Origin of the sequence: Streptomyces sp. NBC_00259, from assembly GCF_036181745.1 — a bacterium.
In the GTDB taxonomy this organism is placed as follows: domain Bacteria; phylum Actinomycetota; class Actinomycetes; order Streptomycetales; family Streptomycetaceae; genus Streptomyces; species Streptomyces pratisoli.
Map to the genome: position 1 here is coordinate 6,344,182 of NZ_CP108080.1, position 24,837 is coordinate 6,369,018.

Genomic DNA, 24,837 nt, shown 5'->3' on the forward strand with positions numbered 1-24,837 from the left:
CCCGGCGGACTCATGTCCGGGCACCGATCCGGAACTGATTTTTCGCAATGCTCCGTTTTCGTGCGCCCGGTGCGGTGGAAAATACGGGCATGAGTCAGCAGGGGGAGAAGCCCGCCGCCGGCGACGACTGGTGGCACCGGCTGTACGACGAGTCCGCCCCGGACACCGGCCCCGCCTCCGCGGCGGGCGACACGCTCGACGACCGCTTCGACTCCGCGGCGGACACGGTGGGCGCCCCACCGCCGCCGGACGAGGGCCCCGGCACCTGGTGGGACCCGTCCCCACTACAGGGCGGCGCCCCACCACGACCGGACGGCGCCCCGCCCGCGGGAGGGGGGCCCGTCGCGGCGACGCCGAGCACCACCCCGCGCGCTGCGCACCCGTTCCCCGAAGCGGGCTCCCCGGCGGCGGGGGCGGGTGTGCCGCCCGCCGCCGGTGCCAGTTCCGGTGCCGGCACCGGTGCCGGTGGGCGGCCGCGGCTCACGGGTCCGGAGCCTGGTGATGCGGGTGCCGGGCGGCCGGCTGTGTCCGGTGCGGAGCCGAAGCCGGCCGGACCGGCAGCGGGACGTCCTCCACAGGGCGTGGCCGTGCCCCGGCCCCGGGCCGGGTACGTCGGGGACCGGCCGCCGACCTATGACGCCGAGCCCACCGCACTGCCCGTCGCACGGCCGCAGGAGCTGGAGGAACTCGTCGCGGACACCGTGCTGGACGGGGCCCGGTACGGCACGTTCACGCTGCGGGCCGCGTCCGTGCGCGGTGACTCGGCGCGCTACCGGGGCGAGCACCGCCGCGACGCGCTGCTCACGGCACGCTTCGGCGCCGGCGAGGGCGCGCTGGTGATGGTGGCCGTGGCCACCGGCGCGCGGGCCACCGAGAGCGCCCACCTCGCCGCGGCCGACGCCTGCCGCTGGATCGCCGGCGCCGTCGGCCGCAGCCACGCGCGGCTCGCCGACGACATCAGGGGCGGTCGCCGCGGCGACCTCAAGTCCGGGCTGCACCGGCTCACCGACCGCTCCTTCGGCAAGCTCCGCGCCCGCGCCACCGAACTGGGCCTGTCGCCCGAGACGTACACGGCGAACCTGCGCTGCCTGCTGCTGTCCGCCGACCCGGCCTGCCGCACCCGCGTGTTCTTCGGCGTCGGCGCCGGCGGACTCTTCCGGCTCCGCGACGGCGGCTGGCAGGACATCGAACCGCCCGTCCCGGACTCCGCCGCCGGCGAGCCCGTCGTCGGCTACGGCTCCCCGCCCACCGAGAGCTCCGGCGGCGACCGGCTCACGATGGACCTCGGCATCACCACGGCCCCCGCGCCGCACATCGACCCGCCCGTCCCGCCACCCGTCGAGCCCTTCCGCTTCCGCGCCTCCGTGGCCCGCCCGGGCGACACCCTCCTGCTGTGCAGCACCGGCCTCGCCGAGCCGCTGCGCGGCGAACCCGCGCTCGCCGGCGAACTCGCGCAGCGCTGGGCCGGCGCCGAGCCGCCCGGTCTCGCCGCGTATCTCGCCGACACCCAGCTCCGCGTGAAGGGGTACGCCGACGACCGCACGGCCTGCGCCGTCTGGGAGGCGTAACCCCGCAGGCGTGATCGCCCGGACCGTGGATAGATGGATCCATGGCCAAGCAGAACGTCGCAGAGCAGTTCGTCGACATCCTCGTACGCGCGGGCGTGCAGCGGCTCTACGGAGTCGTCGGCGACAGCCTCAACCCCGTCGTCGACGCCATCCGCCGCAACGGCGCCATCGACTGGATCCAGGTACGCCACGAGGAGACCGCGGCCTTCGCGGCCGGTGCCGAGGCGCAGATCACGGGCAGGCTCGCCGGCTGCGCGGGCTCCTGCGGGCCCGGCAATCTGCACCTCATCAACGGCCTCTACGACGCCCACCGCTCCATGGCGCCGGTCCTCGCCCTCGCCTCCCACATCCCCTCCTCCGAGATCGGCCTCGGCTACTTCCAGGAGACCCACCCCGACCAGCTGTTCCGTGAGTGCAGCCACTACAGCGAGCTGATCTCCAACCCGCAGCAGATGCCGCGGCTGCTGCAGACCGCCGTCCAGCAGGCCATCGGCCGCAGCGGCGTCAGCGTCGTCGCGCTCCCCGGTGACATCGCCTCCCGGCCGGCCCCGGAGAAGTCCATCGAGCACGCCCTCGTGACCAGCCGCCCCACGGTCCGCCCCGGCGACACGGAGATCGACGCCCTGGCCCGGATGATCGACGAGGCGGAGCGTGTCACGCTCTTCTGCGGCAGCGGGACCGCCGGCGCGCACCACGAGGTCATGCAGTTCGCGGAGCGCGTCAAGTCACCCGTCGGCCATGCGCTCCGCGGCAAGGAGTGGATCCAGTACGACAACCCCTACGACGTCGGTATGAGCGGACTGCTCGGCTACGGCGCCGCGTACGAGGCCACCCATGAGTGCGATCTGCTGATCCTGCTCGGCACGGACTTCCCGTACAACGCCTTCCTTCCCGACGACGTCAGGATCGCCCAGGTCGACGTCCGGCCGGAGAACCTCGGCCGGCGCTCCAAGCTGGACCTCGCCGTCTGGGGCGATGTGCGCGAGACGCTGCGCTGTCTCACCCCGAGGGTGCGGATCAAGAACGACCGGCGCTTCCTCGACAGGATGCTGAAGAAGCACGCCGAGGCGCTGGAAGGCGTGATCAAGGCCTACACCCGCAGGGTCGAGAAGCACACCCCCATCCATCCGGAGTACGTCGCCTCCGTCCTCGACGAACTCGCCGACGACGATGCCGTGTTCACCGTCGACACCGGCATGTGCAACGTGTGGGCGGCCCGCTACATCACCCCGAACGGGCGGCGCCGCATCATCGGCTCCTTCAGCCACGGCTCGATGGCCAACGCCCTGCCCCAGGCCATCGGCGCGCAGTTCACCGCCCGTGACCGCCAGGTCGTCTCGATGTCGGGCGACGGCGGATTCGCCATGCTGATGGGGGACTTCCTCACCCTGGTGCAGTACGACCTGCCGGTGAAGGTCGTGCTCTTCAACAACTCCTCCCTGAGCATGGTGGAGCTGGAGATGCTGGTCGCGGGCCTGCCGCCGCACGGGACCACGAACCGAAACCCGGACTTCTCCGCGATCGCCCGGGCCGCCGGCGCCTACGGCGTGCGCGTGGAGAAGCCGAAGCAGCTCGCCGGCGCCCTCAAGGACGCCTTCGCGCACAAGGGCCCGGCGCTCGTCGACGTGGTCACCGACCCGAACGCGCTGTCCATCCCGCCGAGGATCAGGGCCGAGATGGTGACCGGCTTCGCGCTCTCCGCCAGCAAGATCGTGCTGGACGGCGGCGTCGGCCGAATGGTCCAGATGGCCCGCTCCAACCTGCGGAACGTACCGCGCCCGTGACTCAGTGTGCACCGGCAGGCGTGGCGGCACGGCGGCGGGGCATGCATTTCGGGAGCACCTGTGCGAGCGGGTGCGGGACGACGAGACGGAAAGGACCGTTCCGACGTGCGGTGGGGGATGATGGCGAGGCGTCAGGAGGGGTCCGGGGCCGCGCAGTTGAGGCGCAGCGTGCGGCGCGCGGACCTCAGAGCGGTACCGGAAGTGCGCAGCGCCCTGCGGGCCTTGCTCGGGCACTGGGGCGAGCCGGGCTCGGCCGAGGTGGCGGAGCTGCTGACCAGTGAGCTGGTGACCAACGCCCTGGTCCACACGGGCGAGGGCGCGGTCGTGACGGCCACGGTCGCACCGGCCGGACTCCGGGTGGAAGTACGGGACTTCACGACAGGCGAGGTCGAGCCGCCCGCGGCGGCAGCGCCCGACGAGAGCACACACGGCAGGGGACTGCTCCTGGTGCAGAGCCTCGCGGACGCGTGGGGAGTGCGTGCGCTCGGGCTCGGCAAAGTGGTGTGGTTCGAACTGCACGGCGGGCGGACCTGACCCGCGGGAGTGAGCCCCCCGAGGGCCCTGTCCGCCCGCCGTGGCCGAACGTCAGCCGAACTGCTGCTCCAGATGCTTGAGCTTCTGCTCCAGCGAGTCGAGGCGCGGCAGCGCCTGGGTGTCGTCCTCGGCGGTGAGGTCGACGGTGACCGGCTCGGTGCCCTTCACGGTCTGGAGGCTGTTCACGGCCTGAAGGGAGGGGCGGGCGCGCGACGGCACCTGGCCGGGATCCGCCGTGGCGGGCTCCGCGGCGGTCCCCACGGCCGCGGCGGAGCCCGCCACGGGCCCGCTCACGGTGGTGACCTCCACCTGGCGTCCGCCACGACCGAGCCCCCAGGCCCGGTGCTGCCGGCTGATGGCCCGGATACGGGCCCGCTCCAGCTTCTCGTGGTCGCGCCTGCGCACCCGGTCCTGCTCCTTCTCCCGCCGGTCCTCGCGGACCTCCTCGACCGCCTCGTCCAGCGTGCGTACGCCTTCGAGCAGCATCAGCGACCAGGCGCCGAACGTCTCGCGGGGTGCGCGCAGCCACCGTACGACCCGGATCTGCGGCAGCGGACGGGGCACCAGGCCCTGTTCGCGCAGCGCGGCCCGGCGGGTCTGCTTCAGGGCGCGGTCGAAGAGCACGGCCGCCGACAGCGACATGCCCGCGAAGAAATGAGGGGCGCCGTCGTGGCCGAGACCGCGGGGCGCGTGGACCCAGTTGAACCAGGCGGCCGCGCCGGCGAACATCCAGACCAGTATGCGGGAGCCCAGTGCGGCGTCGCCGTGACTGGCCTCGCGCACCGCGAGCACCGAACAGAACATGGCGGCGCCGTCCAGGCCGAACGGGACCAGGTACTCCCAGCCGCCGGAGAGGTTCAGGTTCTGCCGGCCGAAGCCGACCAGGCCGTGGAAGGAGAGTGCCGCGGCGACGGCGGCACAGCAGAAGAGGAGGAGGTAGGACGCGGTGCCGTAGACCGCCTCTTTGCGCCTGCGCCGTTCCTCGCTGCGCTCCCAGGAGTCCTCGGCCACGGAACCGCCGCCACCGGCGGCGCGCCTGCCGCGCGCGACCACCGCCACCGCCGCCACGACCCCCACGAGCATCACGCCGCCCGGAAGCAGCCAGTCGAGCGATATGTCGGTCAGTCTCATGCGCTGTCCCTTGCATCTGCATCGCGGTGGACGTTTCGCGCGCCATCCTGGCCGAAGTCCCGTTGCGCACAGGGGCTTTCCCGGCAAGAGGACCCCAAGGGCGCTGCAGCGCCTACGAATAGGGGCGTTTCACTCGAACGCGCCTACAGGGAACGGGATTTGAGTTCGATTACGTCACCGGGCTCCGTAGGTCCTGCGTGCCTGCGTGCCTGCGATGCCTAGGTGGCGATGAGCCGTTGGACGCGGTCGGCGTCGCACGTACGAGGACAGGTGCCGCAGGTGTCCTCGGGACGCAGCGTGTAGAAGAGGCAGCAGCTGGCCCGGTCGCGGGTGGGCAGCGCCTCCCCGGCGGGACCGGTCAGCTCGCGGAACCCGGCCGTGCCGACGTACGGCTTGGTGGTGCCGGGCAGCAGTGCCGCCAGCTCCGTCATCGCGCGCCGCTCCTCGCCGAGCTGGTCCGCGATGTACCAGAGGCCCTCGACGATCTCGTCCGTGGCCATGCCCCACAGGGCGCGCCGGCCGCGCCGCATCCGCGGGCCGAAGCCGTCGAGCACCGGTCCGAGGTGCTCGGCGAGGGCGTCGCGCACCTCGGCGCGCAGTGCCTCCTCGTCCGGGACGACCCGGGCGCCGGGCAGCTGTGCGGCAGGGTCGCCGGGAAGGCAGGCGAACGAGCGGACACGGACCGTCATCCGGCCGAGGGCCCGCTGGACGGCGACGTCCTCGACGGGGACCCGGGGCACCCGGCGGGCCAGGAACCACGGCACCGTGATCAGCAGGCACGCCGGCCACGCGTACCGGTGGAGGCCGAAGCTGGCGACGACGTCGGGCCGGGCCTGCTGCCCGTAGTCCCGCAGGACCTGTGCGTTGTCCCACGCCAGGAACGCGTCCAGGGCGGGGCCTCCGGCCGCGAGATCCGCCGCCGCGACCCAGCCGCCGCCGCGCGGCACCTGCTCGCCGTCCGCCAGCTCCTGGACGTGCAGACCCGGAAACGCCGTCGTCAGACGCTCGTACGCGTCCGTGACGGGCGTGGTGCCGGCGGCGGGCTGAAGGGCAGGCCGCGAGCTGGTGAGGACAGCGGGGACCGTCATGCGGGGACCACCGAATCGCGATCGTTAGCAGGTTAGCCTTACCTTACCCGATGCGATCCGTGTTTGAACTGTGTCCTTGTCCGCCTATCGTGCACGCAGGACCCGTACCGAGCGAGCCGGGTCCCGTACACGGCCGGAGGGGGACCCGAGTGGAGCAGGGCAGAGCACGTGGCCCCGCCGCGGCACAGCCGTACGCGTCCGCCCGCGTCCCCGGGCAGACCCCGGCGGAGACGGCTCCCGCCGCGATCCCGGGGCAGACGCGCGACGAGCAGCTGCCGGCCGCCCGAGTGCGCGAGGAGCAGCCGCCCGGCGCGCAGGCCCGGGGCGAGCACACCCACAGCGAGCCGCCCGCCCCCGGAGCCGTCGTCCGCCGCCACTCCGTACGCGGCCAGATACTGGACGCCCTGCGCGCGGCCCTCGTCAGCGGCGAGCTGCGGCCGGGCGAGGTCTACTCCGGCCCTGCCCTCGGTGAACGGTTCGGCGTCTCCGCCACCCCCGTGCGCGAGGCGATGCAGCAGCTCGCCCTCGAAGGCGCGGTGGAGACCATGCCGAACCGCGGCTTCCGCGTCATCGTGCGCAGCCCCCGGGAACTCGCCGAACTCGCCGAGGTCCGTGCCCTCATCGAGGTCCCGGTGATGCTCCGCCTCGCCCGGACCGTTCCGGCCGCCCACTGGGCCGAACTGGTCCCGCTGGCCGAGGCGACCGCGGCCGCCGCGGCCACCGGCGACCGGGCCGGCTACGCGGAGTCGGACCGCGCCTTCCATCGCGCGGTCCTCTCGCTCGCGGGCAACGACCAGCTCCTCGCCGTCGCCGACGACCTCCACCGCCGCTCCCAGTGGCCCCTGATGAGTGCCCCCGCCATGCGCCGCGCGGACCTGGTGGCGGACGCCGCCGAACACTCCGCGCTGCTGGAGGCGCTGATCGCGCAGGACCTGGCCGTGGTGAACTCCCTCGTACGGGAGCACTTCACCGGCGCGGACCGCTGAGGCCGGGCCGTTGCCGGACGCGGTCGTCCCGCTCACGGGCCAGAGCGTGCGGGGCGCGGTGTGGACCCTGGCCAACCGGCTCGGTGTGGTGGCGCGGACCCCGGGCGAGCTGGTCGGCGCCCTGACGGCGCTCGCCCGCCCGAGTGTGGTCGTACTGCCCGACCTGGACGCCGCCCACGATCCCGCGGCGATCACCGAACTCGTCCACGCGCTACGGGACCTGGGCCACATCCGGCTCGTCACGGGAAGCGAGGGCGGGACGGGCGACGGCGGGACGGGCGACGGCGGGACGGAGGACGCGGCACCGGACGACCCGGGACCGGATGACGCCGGACCGGACGACCCGGGTCCGGATGACGCGGGTCCGGATGTTGCCGGGCCGGTGGATCTTGCCGACCCCGGCGCGGTGTGCGCCGCGGATCCCTCGCGGGTGACGGCCGCGTACGAGCACGCGGCGGACGACCCGGGCGACCCGGACGGGCCGTCCGGCCACGGTGGTCTGCGCACGGCCTGGTTCCGGGCCGGACAGTCCCTGATCCGCGATCAGTCGGCGGCCGAGCGCGCCCTGGTCCTGCTCACCGCCCTCGGCGACGACGCGGACCCACGGCTGCGGCCCGCTCTGAACGCCCTTGGCACCGACGCCCCGTGGCAGGTCGACTGGACCCGGGTGCGGGGCGATGTCACCCCTCCCTGGCCCGGACCCGTGGCCGCGCTGGCCCAGGGCACGGGCCGCTGGTCGGACCATCTGCTCGTCGCCGACCAGCGCGGCACGATCCGTTCCCTGCGTCCCGCCGACGCCACACCCGCGCCGGGCACCGCCGCCATGCCCGTCCGCATCACGGCGCTCGCGCCGCTGCCCGACGGGACGCTGGTGATGCTGGACGAGCGGGGACGCCTGCACACGCACGGCGACACGGCCCTGACGGAGGCGGTCGCCGCCACGCTGCGCAAGCACCCGGGCACGGCGCTGGCCGCCACCCACCGTCTCGTCCTGGTCGGCGACCGGCACGGATCGCTGCACGCCTTCGGCTACGACGGCGTGCACCAGGCCGCCGCCCACCGCGGCCGGGTCACCGCCGTGGCGGTGGTCGACGGCCCCGCGCCGCTGGTCTGCAGCGGCGGCCTGGACGGCACGGTCCGCCTCTGGACCCCGGGCGGCCCGCCGAAGCACGCCCCGCTCGCGGAGCGGGACTGCCCCGTCACCGCCCTCGCGGGCCGGGGACCTGAGCTGGCGGTCGCGTGGGCCGACGGACTCGTGGAACTCCGCCGCCTCGACACGGACGAGGCGCTGCCCTTCCGCCCGGGCCCACCGGTGCGCGCCGTGGCGATGCCGGGGGACCGCTCGGTCGTCATCGGCACGGACGAGACCCTGATCCGCCTGACGGCCCGCCCCACGACCACTCCGCGGTGCACACGCTGATCCCGGCATCACACTGCCCGTGACGCCCCGGCGCGCCCAACTGCTCGCCCCCGGCACGGGGTCCGCCATCTCGAGAGACCGGCGGCGCGCGTCGGCGTCATCGCGCCGAGCACCCCGGCGACGACGTCCGGGAACGGCCCCCGTCCCGGTACGCCCGGTGTGCTTCGGGTGCCGCCGTCTCCGGGGCGAACGAGCCGGGGGAGCGGCCCCGTCAGGCCGCCGGGGCCGGTGGTGCCAACTGCTCTGCCAGCCAGGTCGGTACGCCGCCGAGCAGCCGGAAGAGGCGGGTCGCCTCGGCGCGCAGACGGCTCGCCTCCGGCTCCGGTTCGGTGTCCGCGAGTGCGGCCAGGGCCGGGGCCGTGCCGATCAGATAGCCGAGGTCCTCGCGGATGCGGAGGGATTCGGTGAACCCGTGCCGGGCTTCGGCGAGTTCGCCGTCGCGCAGGGCGAGAGCGGCGAGATGGCGCCAGGTGAACGACAGCAGCAGGGTGTCGCCGTGCGCGATGGCGCCGGCGTGGGCGCGGCGGTAGGCCGCGCGGGCGGCCTGCGGGGAATCGGCGAGATGCTCGGCGATCAGGCCGCGGCGGAAGTCGAGGAGCGGCCGGCCGGGCGCGGCCGGGGCGAGCAGCGCCGCCGCCCGGCCGAGGGCGGCGCGGGCCTCGTCGGCCCGGTCACGGACGCTCAGCACGGTGGAGGCGTACGCGAGTTGGCCGCGCTCACACGCGGCCGCACCACGCTCGTCGTCGTCACCCGCCACCGCCTCCGCCGCGCGCAGGGCGTCCTCCGCGTCCGCCCAGCCCTTGCCGGTGAACAGACAGCGTTCGACGAGGAGCGTCGCGCGCTGCAGGGTGAGCGCCGGGGATGCGGAGTGAGGGGCGAGGAGGGCTGCCGCATCGGTCCAACAGCCACGCGAGCGCAGCCGCCATACCGCGGTCTGGAGGGGATCGTCACCTGCAGTGGTTCCGGAACCAGACATGGCGGTATGCGCCACATTGCCCTCCCCAAGCGCGCCATTGTGCTGTTGAGTTCAGACGGAATCTCAGCACGGATCAGCCTGCCGGGCCAAGGGTTCTGGTGAATCAATTCACAATCGCCGGGGGTTTGGCGGGCGCACGCCGGTGGGATTCCGGCGCGATCCGGGCCCGCCGGTCATTTCCCTTCCGTTCGGGTGAAAGTGCGTACGCCGTTTGACGGATGTTCGGCTCAGCTCATCCTGAGGGCCAGGAAGAAGTCCAGCTTGTCCTCCAGCCGCGACAGGTCCCGGCCCGTCAGCTGCTCGATCCGGCCCACCCGGTACCGCAGCGTGTTCACATGCAGATGGAGCCGGGTGGCGCAGCGGGTCCACGAACCGTCGCAGTCCAGGAACGCCTCGAGCGTCGGGATCAACTCGGCACGGTGGCGGCGGTCGTAGTCGCGCAGCGGGTCCAGGAGCCGTGCCGTGAAGGCCCGGCGCACGTCGTCGGGGACGAACGGCAGCAGCAGGACGTGCGACGCGAGCTCGTGGTGGCCGGCCGCGCACACCCGGCCGGGGCGGGCCGCGGCGACCCGGCGCGCGTGCCGGGCCTCCTCCAGCGCGCCGCGCAGGCCCTCCGCCGAGTGGACGGCGGCGCTGACGCCGACGGTGAGCCGGCCGTCGCCGTCGAGCCCCGCGGACAGCGGGCCGCGGACGGCGGCGAGCAGGGCGTCCGCGTGCAGTCCGGTGTCGGCGGTGTCACCCGGCGGGCTGTCCAGCAGGTCCGCGTCGGCGGTGACGGTGACCGCGGGCAACGGCACCAGGGCGATCGCCTCGTCCCCGGTGTGCGCCACGGCGATGCGGTCGGCGGATTCCGAGCCCGCCGCCGCCGGGTCGACCAGGATCTCCTCCAGCAGCGACTGGGTGACGGGGCCGGCCTCGACCGGGGCCGTGCCGCCCTCCTGCTCCCACTCGACGCGCGCCACGACGACCTGCCAGTGCGGCGCCGTGCCGAGGCCCGGCACCAGCACCGGCGCGGCGACCCGGAGCCGGGCGGCGATCTCCGACGGCGGCGCGCCCGCCGAGACGAGCTCCAGCACTTCCTGGGCGAGCCGGCGCCGTACCGTACGGGCCGCCTCCCGCCGGTCCCGCTCGACGGCGATCAGCTGGGTGACGCCCTGCAGCAGATCGAGCCGGGCGGCGGGCCAGTCGGAGGCGTCGGCCTCGACGGCCAGCAGCCAGTCCGACAGCACGGTCTCCCGGACGTCGCGGGACGCCGGTGCCGCGCCACGGCCCGTGTTCCGGATCGGGAACAGCGAATAGGTGACGCCGGGTGCGGCCTCCACCGTGGCGCGATGCGGTCCGCGCCGTCCGGTACGGCTCGCGGCCAGATGCTCCGCGGCCAGTGCGGCACTGACGCCGTCCGGCAGCGGCTCGCCGGCGCCCGCGATCTGCCGGCCGGTGGGGGACAGGACCCAGGCGCGAAGGTCCAGGTCGGAGCCCAGGAGGTCGAGGACGACCTCGGGGCCGCCGCCCGCCGGGCCGGAGGTCATCAGCCGCCGGTGCCGGTCGACGACGGCGGCCAGGTCCCCGGCCCGCTCGCCGGACACCTGACGCACCACATGCTCGGTGATCGTCGCGAACGCAACGTCCTCGTTGACCGCGAACAGCGGCAGCCGGTGCTGTACGCACGCTTTCACGAGGTCCTCGGGAACGTCCCCGAGCTCCGCCTCGCCGGCCGCCAGCCCGGCGACCCCCGCGCTTGCGAGAATACGGACAAAAGGTTCGGAATCATCGGCGCTGTGCCGCCAGGCGAGCCCGGTGAGAACGAGCTCACCGCCCGAGAGATAGCGGCTCGGGTCGCGTAGGTCGGTCGTCATCACGCCACGGACGGTGCGGTCCAGCTCGTCGTCGCCGCCGAGCAGCCGCAGTCCCAGCGCGTCGGTCTCCAGCAGTGCGCGCAGCCGCATCTCGTCGCCGCCGATCTGTCTCGTTGTTGCCGTTGGACTGTGCTGAGGGATGTGCCGTTGGTTTCCGGAGGAATAAGAAGGGGTTGCCGGCCCCCGCCTTTCGTTCGAATCTACAAGACGAGGATGGCGACCAGCCAACTCCTTCATGTTTTCGGTGACTGCACCGGGCGGGGCGGTGCTTGTGTACTTGGGCCACACCGCGTTAACAGGACATGAACATCCCCGCCAGGGCCGGCCGTCCCCGGGCCCCAGTGAACGACCGAATCACGTAGAAGAGAGCCACTCATGGACTTCCTTCGCCCCGCCGGCTGGGAGGAGGCGCTCGCCGCCAAGGCAGAGCACCCCACCGCTGTGCCCATCGCGGGTGGCACCGACATCATGGTCGAGATCAACTTCGACCACCGTCGGCCGGAGTACCTCCTGGACCTGAACCGGATCACCGAGCTGAGCGAATGGGAAGTCGGCGAGGAGAACATCCGCCTGGGCGCCTCCGTCCCGTACACCCGGATCATGGAGAACCTGCGCACGGAGCTGCCCGGCCTGGCCCTCGCCTCGCACACCGTCGCCTCCCCGCAGATCCGCAACCGCGGCGGCGTCGGCGGCAACCTCGGCACCGCGTCCCCCGCCGGTGACGCCCACCCGGCCCTGCTGGCCGCCGGCGCCGAGGTCGAGGTGGAGTCGGTACGAGGCGCACGCTTCATCCCGATCGACGAGTTCTACACCGGAGTGAAGCGCAACGCGCTCGCCCCGGACGAGCTGATCAAGACCATCCACATCAAGAAGGCCGACGGGCCCCAGCAGTACTCGAAGGTCGGCACCCGCAACGCGATGGTGATCGCGGTGTGCGCCTTCGGCATCGCCCTGCACCCCGAGACCCGCACCGTGAAGACCGGCATCGGCTCGGCCGCGCCCACCCCGGTGCGCGCCAAGGCGGCCGAGGAGTTCCTGAACGCCGCGCTGGAGGAGGGCGGCTTCTGGGACAGCGGCAAGATCATCACCCCCTCGATCGCCAAGCAGTTCGCGGATCTCGCCTCCGCCGCCTGCAACCCGATCGACGACGTCCGAGGCACCGCCAGGTACCGCCGTCACGCGGTCGGCATCATGGCCCGCCGCACCCTCGGCTGGACCTGGGAGCAGTACCGCGGCACCGGCCGCACGCTTGAAGGAGCTGCCTGATCATGCGAGTCAACTTCACGGTCAACGGCCGTAAGCAGGAAGCCGACGACGTCTGGGAGGGCGAGAGCCTCCTGTACGTGCTCCGCGAGCGCCTGGGCCTGCCCGGTTCCAAGAACGCCTGCGAGCAGGGCGAGTGCGGCTCCTGCACGGTCCGTCTCGACGGCGTGCCGGTGTGTTCGTGTCTGGTGGCCGCCGGCCAGGTCGAGGGCCGCGAGGTCGTCACCGTCGAGGGCCTGGCGGACTTCGCCAGGCAGCGCGCCGAGCACGGGCACGGCGGATGCGCCACGGGCGCCTGCGGCACCCCGCTCCAGGAGGCCCGGCAGTGGTCCGCCAAGGGCACCGACTCGCAGACCGGCGAGGGTACCGAACTCTCCCCGATCCAGCAGGCGTTCATCGACGCCGGCGCCGTGCAGTGCGGCTTCTGCACCCCGGGTCTGCTGGTCGCCGCCGACGAGCTGCTGGAGCACAACGCCTCCCCGTCCGACGCGGACATCCGCGAGGCGCTGTCCGGCAACCTCTGCCGCTGCACCGGTTACGAGAAGATCCTCGACGCGGTCCGCCTCGCGGCCGCCCGTCAGGAAGAGGCGGTCTGACCACCATGGCGCTCCATCCACGAGTCACCACCACTCCCGCGGGCACGCCCACCGAGGTCACCCAGGGGTCGCAGACCAAGGGCGGCATCGGCGAGTCCACGCTCCGCCCGGACGGCACCCTCAAGGTCACCGGCGAGTTCGCGTACTCCTCGGACATGTGGCACGAGGACATGCTGTGGGGCCAGACGCTCCGCTCCACCGTCGCGCACGCCGAGATCAGGTCGATCGACATCTCCGAGGCCCTGGCCATGCCCGGCGTCCACGCGGTCCTCACCTACGACGACCTGCCGACGGAGATGAAGAACTACGGCCTGGAGATCCAGGACACCCCGGTCCTCGCGCACGGGAAGGTCCGCCACCACGGCGAGCCGGTGGCCCTCGTCGCCGCCGACCACCCCGAGACGGCCCGCCGCGCCGCCGCCAAGATCAAGATCGACTACGTCGAGCTGCCCGTCATCACCGACGAGGCCTCGGCCACCGCGCCCGGCGCGATCCTGGTCCACGAGGGCCGCGACGACCACCACATCGGCCACGTCCCGCACCCCAACATCGTGCACCGGCAGCCGATCGTCCGCGGCGACGTGGCGAAGGCCCGCGAGCGCGCCGACGTCATCGTCGAGGGCGACTACACCTTCGGCATGCAGGACCAGGCGTTCCTCGGCCCGGAGTCCGGCCTCGCCGTGCCCGCCGAGGACGGCGGCGTCGACCTGTACGTCGCCACCCAGTGGCTGCACTCCGACCTCCGCCAGATCGCCCCGGTCCTCGGCCTGCCCGAGGAGAAGGTCCGCATGACGCTCTCCGGCGTCGGCGGCGCCTTCGGCGGCCGGGAGGACCTGTCGATGCAGATCCACGCCTGTCTGCTGGCGCTGCGCACCGGCAAGCCGGTCAAGATCGTCTACAACCGGTTCGAGTCCTTCTTCGGGCACGTCCACCGCCACCCGGCGAAGCTCCACTACGAGCACGGCGCCACCAAGGACGGCAAGCTCACGCACATGACGTGCCGCATCGTCCTGGACGGCGGCGCCTACGCGTCGGCGTCCCCGGCGGTCGTCGGCAACGCCTCGTCGCTCTCCGTCGGCCCGTACGTCGTCGACGACGTCGACATCGAGGCGATCGCGCTCTACACCAACAACCCGCCCTGCGGCGCGATGCGCGGCTTCGGCGCGGTCCAGGCGTGCTTCGCCTACGAGGCGCAGATGGACAAGCTGGCCGCGAAGCTCGGCATCGACCCGGTCGAGTTCCGGCAGCTGAACGCCATGGAGCAGGGCACGATCATGCCGACCGGCCAGCCGGTCGACTCACCGGCCCCCGTCGCCGAACTGCTGCGCCGCATCAAGGCCCGCCCGCTGCCGCCGGAGCGCCAGTGGGAGGTCGCCGGCGGCGCGTCGGACGTACGCGCCCTGCCCGGCGGTCTGTCCAACACCACGCACGGCGAGGGCGTCGTCCGCGGCGTCGGCTACGCGGTCGGCATCAAGAACGTCGGCTTCTCCGAGGGCTTCGACGACTACTCCACCGCCAGGGTGCGCATGGAGGTCGTGGGCGGCGAGCCGGTCGCCACCGTGCACACCGCGATGGCGGAGGTCGGCCAGGGCGGTGTCACCGTGCACGCCCAGATCGCCCGCACCGAACTCGGCGTGACCCAGGTGACCATCCACCCCGCCGACACCCAGGTCGGCTCCGCCGGCTCCACCTCCGCCTCCCGCCAGACGTACGTCACCGGCGGCGCGGTGAAGAACTCCTGCGAGCTGGTCCGCGAGAAGGTCCTGGAGATCGGCCGCCGCAAGTTCGGCTCCTACCACCCCGCCTGGGCCACCGCCGAGCTGCTGCTCGAAGGCGGCAAGGTCGTCACCGACGGCGGCGAGGTGCTCTCCGACCTGGTGGACGTGCTGGAGGACGAGGCCGTCGAGGTCGAGGCCGAGTGGCGGCACCGTCCGACCGAGGCCTTCGACCTGCGCACCGGCCAGGGCAACGGCCACGTCCAGTACTCGTTCGCCGCGCACCGCGCGGTCGTCGAGGTGGACACCGAACTCGGCCTGGTGAAGGTCGTCGAGCTGGCCTGCGCCCAGGACGTCGGCAAGGCGCTCAACCCGCTGTCCGTCGTCGGCCAGATCCAGGGCGGCACCACCCAGGGCCTGGGTGTGGCGGTCATGGAGGAGATCATCGTCGACCCGAAGACCGCGAAGGTGCGCAACCCGTCCTTCACGGACTATCTGATCCCCACGATCCTCGACACCCCGACCATCCCGGTCGATGTGCTCGAACTCGCCGACGACCACGCCCCGTACGGGCTGCGGGGCATCGGCGAGGCCCCGACCCTGTCGTCCACCCCGGCCGTCCTCGCGGCGATCCGGAACGCGACGGGTCTGGAGCTCGACAGGACGCCGGTACGCCCCGAACACCTCACCGGCACCTAGCCCTCCGGCGGCCGGGGGGATTCCGTCCCCTCGGCCACCGGTTCAGGTCCCAGGCGGCGACAGTCCCCAGGAGATCCTGCTCAGCAACACCGGAAGAACTGCAGTGGCGAACCCCCTGGGTTCCCCGGTCTGCAGACCCGTTCGTCTCGGGCCGTCCCCCGGGTCGTGCAGCCCACGAAGAATCCCAAATCCCGTAGCCCGACGCGGCATTCACGTCCGGTGCGGGTGCCCCTGTGAACCTTGGGAGTAGGCATCATGACCCAGTCGTCAGTGGAGCCGAGGACCACCGCGGAGGACGCGGGCCCCGGCTCGCGCGTTCCCGCCGGACGGTCCTGGCTCGACCGGTACTTTCACATATCCGAACGAGGATCGACGGTCGCGCGGGAAGTGCGCGGCGGCATCACCACCTTCATGGCGATGGCGTACATCCTCCTGCTCAACCCGCTGATCCTCAACGGCAAGGACGTTGCCGGCAACGTCCTGAGCCAACCGGGACTCATCACCGCGACCGCCTTCGCGGCCGCCGCGAGCACCCTGCTGATGGGCTTCTTCGGCAAGGTCCCGCTCGCCCTCGCGGCCGGACTGAGCGTCTCCGGTGTGCTCGCCTCGCAGGTCGTCCCGCAGATGACCTGGCCGCAGGCCATGGCCATGTGCGTGGTCTACGGCCTGGTGATCTGCCTCCTGGTGGTCACCGGACTGCGTGAGCTGATCATGAACGCGATCCCGCTGCCGCTCAAGCACGGCATCACGATGGGCATCGGCCTCTTCATCGCCCTGATCGGCCTGGTCAAGGCCGGCTTCGTCGGCAAGGGCTCCGAGTTCGGACCGCCCGTCACCCTCGGCGCGGGCGGCGAGCTGGCCGGCTGGCCCGTACTGATCTTCTGCCTCACCCTGCTGATGATCTTCATGCTGCAGGCCCGCGCCGTACCCGGCGCGATCCTGATCGGCATCGTCGTGGGCACGGTCGTCGCGGTCGTCGTGCACAACGTGGCCGGTCTCGACGCCAAGGCCTGGAACATGGCCCCGCCGGAGCTCGGCGGCGGCGCGGTCTCCATGCCCGACTTCTCGCTGTTCGGGCACGTCGAGTTCGGCGGCTGGGGCGACGTCGGCTCGATGACCGTCGGCTTCATCGTCTTCACGCTCGTGCTGGCCGGCTTCTTCGACGCCATGGCCACCATCATCGGCGTCGGCACCGAGGCCAAGCTCGCCGACGAGCGCGGCCGGATGCCCGGCCTGTCCAAGGCGCTGTTCATCGACGGGGCCGGCGGTGCGATCGGCGGTGTCGCGGGCGGCTCGGGCCAGACCGTGTTCGTCGAGTCGGCCACCGGCGTCGGCGAGGGCGCGAGGACCGGGCTCGCGTCGGTCGTCACCGGACTGTTCTTCGCGGCCTGCCTCTTCTTCACCCCGCTCACCGCGATCGTGCCGCCCCAGGTCGCCTCCGCGGCCCTGGTCGTCATCGGCGCGATGATGATGCAGAACGCCAAGCACGTGGACTGGGGGGACCGTGCGGTCGCCGTCCCGGTCTTCCTCACCGTCGTGCTGATGCCGTTCACGTACAGCATCACCCCGGGCGTGGCCGCCGGTGTGATCGCGTACGTCGCCATCAAGGCGGCCCAGGGCAAGTCCCGGGAAGTGGGCGGCTTCATGTGGGTGCTGACCGCGATCTTCATCGTGTTCTTCGCACTCAACCCGATAGAAGGCTGGCTGGGAGTCCACTGACTCCGCCGAGCCCTCCACGCATCCCCGATCCCCGGAGGAGACCGACATGCTGGACATCGCCGACGAGCTGCACCGGTGGGTCGGGCAGGGCCGTGACTTCGCCGTCGCCACCGTGGTGGCCGTCGGCGGCAGCGCGCCCCGCCCGCCGGGAGCCGCGCTCGCCGTCGACAGCGACGGCACGGCGATCGGCTCGGTCTCCGGCGGATGCGTGGAGGGCGCGGTCTACGACCTGTGCCGGCAGGCGATCGAGGACGGCGAGACCGTGCTCGAACGCTTCGGCTACAGCGACGAGGACGCCTTCGCCGTGGGCCTGACCTGCGGCGGGATCATCGACATCCTCGTCACCCCGGTCCGCGCGGACTCTCCCGCGAGGGACGTTCTCGCCGCCGCGCTCACCGCCGCCGCGCAAGGGGAGGCGGCGGCTCTCGCGAGGATCACCGACGGGCCGGCCGACGTGCTGGGGCGCGCCCTGCTCGTCCGTGCGGACGGCTCGTACGAAGGAACCCTCGGCGGCCACCCGGAACTGGACCGCACGGCCGCGGGCGAGGCCCGCGCCATGCTCGACGCCGGCCGCACCGGCACCGCCCCCATCGGCGCCGACGGCTCGCGCTGCGGGCGGCCCCTCACCCTGCTCGTCGAATCCAGCGTCCCCGCCCCGCGCATGATCGTCTTCGGGGCGATCGACTTCGCGTCCGCACTGGTCCGCGTCGGGAAGTTCCTCGGCTACCACGTGACCGTGTGCGACGCCCGCCCCGTCTTCGCGACCCGGCCGCGCTTTCCCGACGCGGACGAGATCGTCGTCGAATGGCCGCACCGCTACCTGGAGTCGACCGACGTCGACGGCCGTACGGTGCTGTGCGTCCTCACCCATGACGCCAAGTTCGACATCCCCCTGCTCGAACGGGCGCTGCGGCTGCCCGTCGCCTACGTCGGGGCCATGGGCTCCCGGCGCACCCACGAGGACCGCAACGCACGGCTGCGCGAGGCGGGCGTCACCGAACGGGAACTCGCCCGGCTGCGCTCGCCGATCGGCCTCGACCTCGGAGCCCGGACGCCCGAGGAGACGGCGCTGTCGATCGCGGCGGAGATCGTCGCCGGCCGGCGAGGCGGCAGCGGGGTCTCGCTGACCGGCGCCCACACGCCGATCCACCACGACGAGCCGCGCGTACCGGCGCAGATCATCGGGTCCGTCGCCTGACCCCGGCCCCGCGCGGGGAGACACCGTGCCGGTCAGCGCCGCGCGGGGGAGACCGGGCGAGCGACACCGGGCGGGCAAAGGGTGCGAAAGTTAAAATCGACGCATGGCTGAGCGGCCCGCAGCGCCGACCGCGCCCGAGCTGGTCATGGAAACCGACAGGGGCTCGACGCTCATGAGCCCGGGCAGGGTGTACCACGTCGGCCGTGACCCCCTGAGCGACATCGTCATCGAGGACGCCCGGGTGTCCTGGCACCACGCCGTCCTGCGCACGGTGGCGGACCACTGGACGCTGGAGGACGAGAACAGCACCAACGGCACCTACGCGGACGGCCGCCGCGTCCACGAATGGGGGGTGGGCCCCGGCAGCGTCATCCGGTTCGGCAACCCCCAGGACGGCCCGCGCGCCGTCCTGGTCGGCACGGAGCCCGAGCCGCCGCCCCCGCCGTCCCCGGCCGAAGCGCCGCCCACGCCCCGGGCCACGCCGCCGCCGCCCGCCACCAGCACCCTCCGGCAGCCGACCACGGTGCGCCCGCTGCCCACCCGCACCGTCCGCATCGGCCGCGCCACCGACAACGACATCGTCATCGACGACCTCATCGTCTCGCGCCGCCACGCCGAGCTGCGGGCCCATGTCGACGGCACGTACGAGATCGTCGACCTCGGCAGTCACAACGGCACCTACCTCGACGGACAGCCCGTCACCCGGGCCGGGCTCTCGGCCGGGGACATCGTCGGCATCGGCCACTCCACGTTCAGCCTCGTCGGCGACGAACTGCAGGAGTTCGTGGACTCCGGCGAGGTCTCGCTCGATGTGCAGGACCTCGCCGTCACCGTGGACGACGGCCGCAAGGTCCTCCTCGACCACGTGTCGTTCCCCGTCGGCGAGAAGTGCCTGCTCGCCGTCGTGGGGCCCAGCGGCGCCGGGAAGTCCACGCTGCTGAACGCGCTCACCGGACTGCGCCCCGCCGAGCACGGCACCGTCGTCTACGACGGGCGCGACCTGTACCGCGACTACGCCGAACTGCGCCGGCGCATCGGACTCGTACCGCAGGACGACATCCTGCACGTCCAGCTCACCGTCCGCCGGGCCCTCATGTACGCCGCCGAGCTGCGCTTCCCCGAGGACACCGCACCCGCCGAACGCGAGGCGCGGGTGTCGGAGGTCATCCGCGAACTGGGCCTGGAGCAGCGTGCGGACCAGCCCATCCACAGTCTTTCCGGCGGCCAGCGCAAACGCGTCAGCGTGGCCCTGGAGCTGCTGACGAAGCCGTCGCTGCTGTTCCTGGACGAGCCCACCTCCGGTCTCGACCCGGGTATGGACCGCTCGGTCATGCACATGCTCCGCGGGCTCGCCGACGACGGCCGGACCGTCATCGTCGTCACCCACAGCGTGCTCAGCCTCGACGTGTGCGACCGGCTGCTGGTGATGGCGCCCGGCGGCCGCATCGCCTACTTCGGCGCACCCGAGGACGCCCTCGGCTTCTTCGGCTTCGAGCAGTGGCCCGAGGCGTTCGAGGCGTTCGAGAACGACCACGACCGGGACTGGGCGCGGGAGTTCCGGGCCTCCCCGTACCACCGCCAGTTCATCGACGTCACCCCGCAGCCCCGGACCGGCCAGGACCGCAGGCCCCTGGACGCCGCGCCGCCGCCCAAGTCGCAGAGCTGGTTCGCGCAGCTGAGCACCCTGGTCCGGCGCTACGCGTCCGTGCTGAGCGCCGACCGCACCTTCATCATCATCATGATCGCGCTGCCGTTCGGGATGGGGCTGATGGCCCGGGGACTGGCGGGCAGCAGATTCACCCAGGAGACCGCGCTGGACGCCCTGCTCGTGCTGTGCGTCGGCGGAGTCCTGACCGGAGCGGCGAACGCGGTACGCGAACTCGTCAAGGAACGCGTCATCTACCGGCGCGAACGCGCCGTCGGCCTGTCCAGATCCGCCTATCTGACGTCCAAGGTGGTGGTGCTGGGCGTGGTCACGGTCGCCCAGGCCGTCGTCCTCACCCTCGTCGGCCTCTTCGGCGTCGACCTGAACGCGCCCGGCGGGCGGGGCGTCGTGCTGCCCCCGCTCATCGAGATCACCGTGGCCGTCGCGCTGCTGTCGTTCACGTCGATGATGATCGGCCTGGTGATCTCCGCGCTCGTGCCCAAGGAGGAGGTCACCATGCCCCTGCTGGTCCTCCTCACCATGGTCCAGATCGTCTTCTGCGGCGCGCTGCTGAAGCTGAACGGCGTCGCGGGCATGGAGCAGCTGGCGTGGCTGGTGCCGGCCCGGTGGGCCTTCGCCGCGATGGCGGGCACCGTCGACATCGCCCGGATCGTGCCGGGGCCGGACACCGCCGATCCGCTGTTCCGGCACTCCCTCGGGGTGTGGCTGCCGAACATGGGCGTGATGCTGGTGTTCTGCGCCGTCCTGTGGTTCGTCATCGCCCAGCTGCTGCGGCGCCACGAGCCCGCGGTCATGCGGAAGTAGCGGCGGCGACGATGACCGAGACCGCGGTGCCCGGCTTCCGGCCCACGCATGTCGTCCCCGGCGAGGGCATGGCGACCTGGGAGAGCCCCGACGTCGCCAGCCCCAGCGCGCCGCTCGACCCGTTCCTGCCGGTCGAACTCGTCGACCGGCGGGGCGAGTGGGGACGCGTCCTGTGCGCCAACGGCTGGTCGGCCTGGGTCGACGGGCGCCTGCTCATCGCCGTACCGAAGGCACCGCCGTCCGCCGGGCAGCCGCTCGACCGCACGGCCGACCCGCAGCCGCTGCTCGCCCGCGCGGAGGAGGTGCTGTCGCAGTACCGCCGGGCGGCGCAGGAGCTCGCGACGGGCCGCTGCGACGGGGAGACCTTCCGCAGACGTACCCAGGGGATGCGGCTGGGCGTCGTCGTCGACGGGGAGGCGCTCTGGCTGTACGACGCCGAGCACGAGCGCTGGGTGTACTGCGACGGCGCCAGGCTGGCCCCGTTCGCCACCACGGCGCCCCCGAGCACCACGCGCGAGGCGCCCGCGGACACACCCCGGCGGGCCACCGAGCCCGGCCGCCCGTCGGCCCCCGCACCGCCGGGACGGATCACGGAACCCGGGACCGGGTCCGGGGCCGGCAGGGGCCACTCCGGGTGACCGGCGCGTGGCCCCGCGCCGCTGCGGAGTGGCTCATGGCCACGGAAGGACCTCGCTGCTGAGGGGGTCATGGCCCCGGCAGGACCTCGCTGCGGTGGGGTTCATCGTCCCGGCAGGACCTCGCTGCGGTGGGGTTCATCGTCCCGGGAGGACCTCGCTACGGAGCGACCTCGCCTCGGCGCCGTACGGGAGCGGCCAGCAGGGACCCGAGCAGCCCGGCGACGATCCCCCAGCCTAGACCGATGCCCACCGCGGCCCACAGCCGCGGCTCCAGCGCCACCTCGCCGCCGAGCCCTCCCAGATCGCCGACACCGATCAGCGACAGCCCGTACCGTGCCGCGACCCGGCCGGTCAGACACACGACGAGCATCGTGAGGGCCAGCGCCACACCCATGTGCAGGGCGTGCTGCCAGGGCCGGGTCCGCGCGGGGGAGCGCACCGCCATCAGGAACGCCGCGGCCGGCACCAGCACCGCGGCGACCACCACCAGCCACCAGGCGCGTCCGTCCTGTTCGGCGAGCGTGGAGACGCTCAGCGTCGAGGTGTTCTCGCCGCGCAGGACGGCGTCCAGCACCTGCGGCATCGGCAGTCCGAAGGGCCCTTCCACCTTGCCCTCCCAGGACGCGCCCAGGCCGAGGGTGAGCGCGAGCCAGACGAGATTCGGCAGGCCGAGCAGCATCATCGCGAAGGTGCGGGCGGGGTGCCCGTGGGTCGCCGCGACGACGATCCCGGCGCACAGCCCGAGGACGACGTACGCGAGCAGCAGCCAGACCATCGCGTACGCGGCCGGGCGCACCGACTCCTGGAACCGCACCAGCCGGGCGGGCAGCGGGGCCTTCCGGGACACCATGAGGGCGACCGCGATCACCCCGATCAGCCACAGCAGGCCGTAGAGCAGGGTGGGACCCACGTCCGCGCGGAAGCCGACCTCGGGGGTCGCATCGAGGAACTCGCCGAGATCGCTCAGCAGGGAGTCCTCCCCGAGCGAGACCGGGAACGTCTTGTTGGCCGCCGCGGCCAGCCCCGCCAGCGCCGCCAGCCACAGCACCGCGAGCCGGGCGAACCGGCCGAGCAGCTCACGGGTCCTGGCGACGGCGCGGTGACGCAGCGGCCGCAGGAACAGCAGAGCCGTCACCAGGGCCCCCACGAGGCTCACCGACAGCGGCATGACCGTCAGTTCGGCCTGCGACCGGGCCACGAAACCCGCGTCTCCCGCGAGCCCCACCGAGCCACCGGCCGCCATGACGACCAGGGCGGCGACGACCTGCGGGAACGCGTTCTCGGGAAGGCCGGTTCCGCCCGCCGCCCACAGGCCCAGGGCGGCCACGGCGAGCATGGCGGCGAAGCCCGCGACGACGGCCACCAGCGCGTCGCGCCAGTCGCGTACGGCATGTGCGGCGCGACCCGGCGAGGTGGCTCCGTGCTGGCTCACGGTGCCACGGTAAGCAGCGGGGACGACGGCCGCGCGCCGGATGGGCCGACCGGTCCCGGCCGGGGGCCCGGCTTGCGTGCCGCGCCGAGGCGGGGCACACAATTGGGGGAAACCCCCTCGATCTCGAAACCACCCTCGATCTCTGGGACGGCTGGGAAACCCGGGAGCTCCGGAAGCCGGCAGACGGAAGACGGAAGTCCGGGACGTCTGGGAAGTAGGGCCCGTGAGCGCGCAACCGCCGTCAGGGCGACCACCCGCAGGACCTCCCTCCGGCCCGCTCTCGGGCGGGGAGGCGCCGCCGCCACCGCCGCCGGGGGACGGCGCGGGACATGGCGGAGGCGCAGGGACAGGAAGCGGCGGAGGCGCGGGGAGCGGGCGGGGCCGCCCGAGGCGGCCGGGCCCGACGGGCGGCGGACGGGGCGGCGCGGGCCCCTGGTGGCGCTCCGTACCCAGGATCGCGTCGATCACGGCGGTCGTGGTCGCCGCCGCGGCGCTCGCCATCGTCCTCACCCGCCCCGGCGGTTCGTCCGGCAGCGAGGTGTATCTGCAGGCCGCGTCGGAGGCCGGACCCGCCCCCTTCACCCCGTCCTCGGCGAAGGTCCCCGCGACACCGCAGCCGCGCGCCAAACTGCCCGCGTCGCCCGCCTCCCCCTCCCCGGCCGGCGGCAACGTCACCCGCGGCGTCGACGGCGCGACCCCCGGCCTCTACGGCGGCACCCAGAAGCTCGCCAGCTGCGACACCGAGCAGCAGATCCGCAGCCTCACCGAGCAGCCGGACAGGAACCGCGCCTTCGCCTCGGTCCTCGGCATCGAACCGGCCGGGGTCCCGGACCATCTGCGCTCCCTGACCCCCGTCACCCTGCGCATGGACACCCGGGTCACCAACCACCGGTACGCGGACGGCGCCGCCACCCCGTACCAGGCCGTACTGCAGGCCGGTACCGCCGTCCTCGTCGACGGCCGGGGCGTGCCGCGCGTGCGCTGTGCCTGCGGCAACCCGCTGCTGCCGCCCGTGTTCGTCCAGGGGCCCGCCGAGCGGACCGGCGACAGCTGGCCCGGGTACGACGCGGCCGACACCGTGGCCGTCACCCCGGCACCGGAGAACGTCGAGGTCTTCGTCGTCTACGACGCGAAGGACGACGGCTACATCGCCCGGGAGCCCGGGGACGACGTCGCGAAGGACAAACCCGCGCCCCCGCCCCGTGATCCGTCGACACCGGTCCTCGTCCCGGCCGCACCGACGTCCGCGAGCCCCACCGGACCCACCGGCTCCACGACCTCCGGGCAGTCGGAGTCCCGGAGCCCGGGGACGGACAGCCCCGGGTCGGTGAGCCCGTCGCCGAAGAGCCCGGGGACCGACAGCCCGGCCGGCTCTCCGTCGCCGCGTACGCCGGCGGAGGACACCACGCCCGGCCGCACCGCCACGGACGGCACCACGAAGAGCGAGCCGCCCGCCTCGCCGCCGCAGCCGCCCGCGTCGACCCCGGCGGAGAAGCAGGAGCCCGCCCCCGACACCCAGCCCCGGTCCGACGGACCACCGCCCCAGGAGGAGCAGCCGATCGTCCCCTCGCTGCCGGACATCGTCGTCCCACCCGCGAAGACGCCGACGTCCCCGGCGCCGGCGAGCTGAGGCGTCTTCCACCGACCAGCCGCACGGACGCGGAGGAGGTGAGCCGGCCGTGACCGACCCGCCCCCCTCCGGCACGCCCGCGCCCCCAGCCGGTCCGGGCCCCGGCGGGGAGAGCCGGCAGCCGCTGCTCTCGC

The 24,837-nt window shown here is 73.2% G+C and carries 18 protein-coding genes; 13 read left to right on the forward strand and 5 right to left on the reverse strand.

Going from position 1 to position 24,837, the window contains the following annotated elements:
- Positions 1-89: 89 nt before the first annotated feature.
- The 3 genes from OG766_RS28515 to OG766_RS28525 all read left to right on the forward strand — a co-directional run bounded on the left by OG766_RS28515 (position 90) and on the right by OG766_RS28525 (position 3,886).
- Positions 90-1,568 (forward strand): protein phosphatase 2C domain-containing protein, encoded by a 1,479-nt coding sequence (locus OG766_RS28515; RefSeq protein WP_328726512.1) that lies wholly within the window; start codon positions 90-92, stop codon positions 1,566-1,568.
- A gap of 41 nt (positions 1,569-1,609) precedes the next feature.
- On the forward strand, positions 1,610-3,352 hold the full coding sequence (locus OG766_RS28520; RefSeq protein WP_328726513.1) for a pyruvate dehydrogenase: 1,743 nt from the start codon (positions 1,610-1,612) through the stop codon (positions 3,350-3,352).
- 117 nt (positions 3,353-3,469) lie between these two features.
- Positions 3,470-3,886, forward strand: a complete 417-nt coding sequence (locus OG766_RS28525; RefSeq protein ID WP_266387444.1) for an ATP-binding protein — start codon at positions 3,470-3,472, stop codon at positions 3,884-3,886.
- A gap of 51 nt (positions 3,887-3,937) precedes the next feature.
- Here OG766_RS28525 and OG766_RS28530 read toward each other — a convergent pair whose 3' ends face one another.
- Entirely contained in the window at positions 3,938-5,017 is a 1,080-nt protein-coding gene (locus OG766_RS28530; protein ID WP_266387441.1) for a DUF2637 domain-containing protein, read from the reverse strand.
- 218 nt (positions 5,018-5,235) lie between these two features.
- Positions 5,236-6,105, reverse strand: coding sequence for a (2Fe-2S)-binding protein (locus tag OG766_RS28535; RefSeq protein ID WP_266387439.1), 870 nt, complete (start codon positions 6,103-6,105; stop codon positions 5,236-5,238).
- Between the two features lie 149 nt (positions 6,106-6,254).
- On the opposite strand from OG766_RS28535, the gene OG766_RS28540 reads away from it, so the two are divergent.
- Entirely contained in the window at positions 6,255-7,091 is an 837-nt protein-coding gene (locus OG766_RS28540; protein ID WP_266387437.1) for a GntR family transcriptional regulator, read from the forward strand.
- Between the two features lie 10 nt (positions 7,092-7,101).
- Complete coding sequence (locus OG766_RS28545; protein WP_328726514.1) at positions 7,102-8,511, forward strand: WD40 repeat domain-containing protein; 1,410 nt, start codon at positions 7,102-7,104, stop codon at positions 8,509-8,511.
- Between the two features lie 211 nt (positions 8,512-8,722).
- Here OG766_RS28545 and OG766_RS28550 read toward each other — a convergent pair whose 3' ends face one another.
- A complete protein-coding gene (locus OG766_RS28550; protein ID WP_266387432.1) occupies positions 8,723-9,487 on the reverse strand; it encodes a hypothetical protein in 765 nt (254 codons plus the stop codon).
- A 227-nt stretch (positions 9,488-9,714) separates the two neighbouring features.
- Positions 9,715-11,433 carry a PucR family transcriptional regulator gene (locus OG766_RS28555; protein WP_266387430.1) on the reverse strand — a complete coding sequence of 573 codons (1,719 nt, stop codon included), beginning with the start codon at positions 11,431-11,433 and terminating at the stop codon, positions 9,715-9,717.
- Positions 11,434-11,718: 285 nt separating this feature from the next.
- Here OG766_RS28555 and OG766_RS28560 point away from each other — a divergent pair, with 285 nt between their 5' ends.
- From OG766_RS28560 to OG766_RS28590, 7 genes are all read left to right on the forward strand, one after another.
- Positions 11,719-12,609, forward strand: a complete 891-nt coding sequence (locus tag OG766_RS28560) for an FAD binding domain-containing protein (RefSeq protein WP_266387427.1) — start codon at positions 11,719-11,721, stop codon at positions 12,607-12,609.
- Between the two features lie 2 nt (positions 12,610-12,611).
- Positions 12,612-13,202 carry a (2Fe-2S)-binding protein gene (locus OG766_RS28565; protein ID WP_266387424.1) on the forward strand — a complete coding sequence of 197 codons (591 nt, stop codon included), beginning with the start codon at positions 12,612-12,614 and terminating at the stop codon, positions 13,200-13,202.
- A 5-nt stretch (positions 13,203-13,207) separates the two neighbouring features.
- Complete coding sequence (locus tag OG766_RS28570; RefSeq protein WP_266387421.1) at positions 13,208-15,616, forward strand: xanthine dehydrogenase family protein molybdopterin-binding subunit; 2,409 nt, start codon at positions 13,208-13,210, stop codon at positions 15,614-15,616.
- A 255-nt stretch (positions 15,617-15,871) separates the two neighbouring features.
- Positions 15,872-17,335, forward strand: coding sequence for an NCS2 family permease (locus tag OG766_RS28575; RefSeq protein WP_328726515.1), 1,464 nt, complete (start codon positions 15,872-15,874; stop codon positions 17,333-17,335).
- A 46-nt stretch (positions 17,336-17,381) separates the two neighbouring features.
- Positions 17,382-18,533, forward strand: coding sequence for an XdhC family protein (locus OG766_RS28580; protein ID WP_266387415.1), 1,152 nt, complete (start codon positions 17,382-17,384; stop codon positions 18,531-18,533).
- 103 nt (positions 18,534-18,636) lie between these two features.
- Entirely contained in the window at positions 18,637-21,003 is a 2,367-nt protein-coding gene (locus OG766_RS28585; RefSeq protein ID WP_266387413.1) for an FHA domain-containing protein, read from the forward strand.
- An 11-nt stretch (positions 21,004-21,014) separates the two neighbouring features.
- Entirely contained in the window at positions 21,015-21,641 is a 627-nt protein-coding gene (locus tag OG766_RS28590) for a hypothetical protein (RefSeq protein ID WP_266387410.1), read from the forward strand.
- A 157-nt stretch (positions 21,642-21,798) separates the two neighbouring features.
- On the opposite strand, the gene OG766_RS28595 is transcribed toward OG766_RS28590, so the two are convergent.
- Positions 21,799-23,073 carry a streptophobe family protein gene (locus OG766_RS28595; RefSeq protein WP_328726516.1) on the reverse strand — a complete coding sequence of 425 codons (1,275 nt, stop codon included), beginning with the start codon at positions 23,071-23,073 and terminating at the stop codon, positions 21,799-21,801.
- A gap of 223 nt (positions 23,074-23,296) precedes the next feature.
- Here OG766_RS28595 and OG766_RS28600 point away from each other — a divergent pair, with 223 nt between their 5' ends.
- The gene (locus OG766_RS28600; protein ID WP_328726517.1) at positions 23,297-24,703 is read left to right on the forward strand and encodes a DUF6777 domain-containing protein; all 1,407 of its coding nucleotides are present in this window, start codon (positions 23,297-23,299) and stop codon (positions 24,701-24,703) included.
- Positions 24,704-24,837: the final 134 nt, after the last annotated feature.

Excerpts from the sequence above, each read along its gene's own strand:
- OG766_RS28515 (WP_328726512.1), top strand. The coding sequence starts at position 90 with ATGAGTCAGCAGGGGGAGAAGCCCGCCGCCGGCGACGACTGGTGGCAC.
- OG766_RS28520 (WP_328726513.1), top strand. The coding sequence starts at position 1,610 with ATGGCCAAGCAGAACGTCGCAGAGCAGTTCGTCGACATCCTCGTACGC.
- OG766_RS28525 (WP_266387444.1), top strand. The coding sequence starts at position 3,470 with ATGATGGCGAGGCGTCAGGAGGGGTCCGGGGCCGCGCAGTTGAGGCGC.
- OG766_RS28530 (WP_266387441.1), bottom strand. The coding sequence starts at position 5,017 with ATGAGACTGACCGACATATCGCTCGACTGGCTGCTTCCGGGCGGCGTG.
- OG766_RS28535 (WP_266387439.1), bottom strand. The coding sequence starts at position 6,105 with ATGACGGTCCCCGCTGTCCTCACCAGCTCGCGGCCTGCCCTTCAGCCC.
- OG766_RS28550 (WP_266387432.1), bottom strand. The coding sequence starts at position 9,487 with ATGTCTGGTTCCGGAACCACTGCAGGTGACGATCCCCTCCAGACCGCG.
- OG766_RS28555 (WP_266387430.1), bottom strand. The coding sequence starts at position 11,433 with ATGCGGCTGCGCGCACTGCTGGAGACCGACGCGCTGGGACTGCGGCTG.
- OG766_RS28560 (WP_266387427.1), top strand. The coding sequence starts at position 11,719 with ATGGACTTCCTTCGCCCCGCCGGCTGGGAGGAGGCGCTCGCCGCCAAG.
- OG766_RS28565 (WP_266387424.1), top strand. The coding sequence starts at position 12,612 with ATGCGAGTCAACTTCACGGTCAACGGCCGTAAGCAGGAAGCCGACGAC.
- OG766_RS28570 (WP_266387421.1), top strand. The coding sequence starts at position 13,208 with ATGGCGCTCCATCCACGAGTCACCACCACTCCCGCGGGCACGCCCACC.
- OG766_RS28575 (WP_328726515.1), top strand. The coding sequence starts at position 15,872 with ATGACCCAGTCGTCAGTGGAGCCGAGGACCACCGCGGAGGACGCGGGC.
- OG766_RS28580 (WP_266387415.1), top strand. The coding sequence starts at position 17,382 with ATGCTGGACATCGCCGACGAGCTGCACCGGTGGGTCGGGCAGGGCCGT.
- OG766_RS28585 (WP_266387413.1), top strand. The coding sequence starts at position 18,637 with ATGGCTGAGCGGCCCGCAGCGCCGACCGCGCCCGAGCTGGTCATGGAA.
- OG766_RS28590 (WP_266387410.1), top strand. The coding sequence starts at position 21,015 with ATGACCGAGACCGCGGTGCCCGGCTTCCGGCCCACGCATGTCGTCCCC.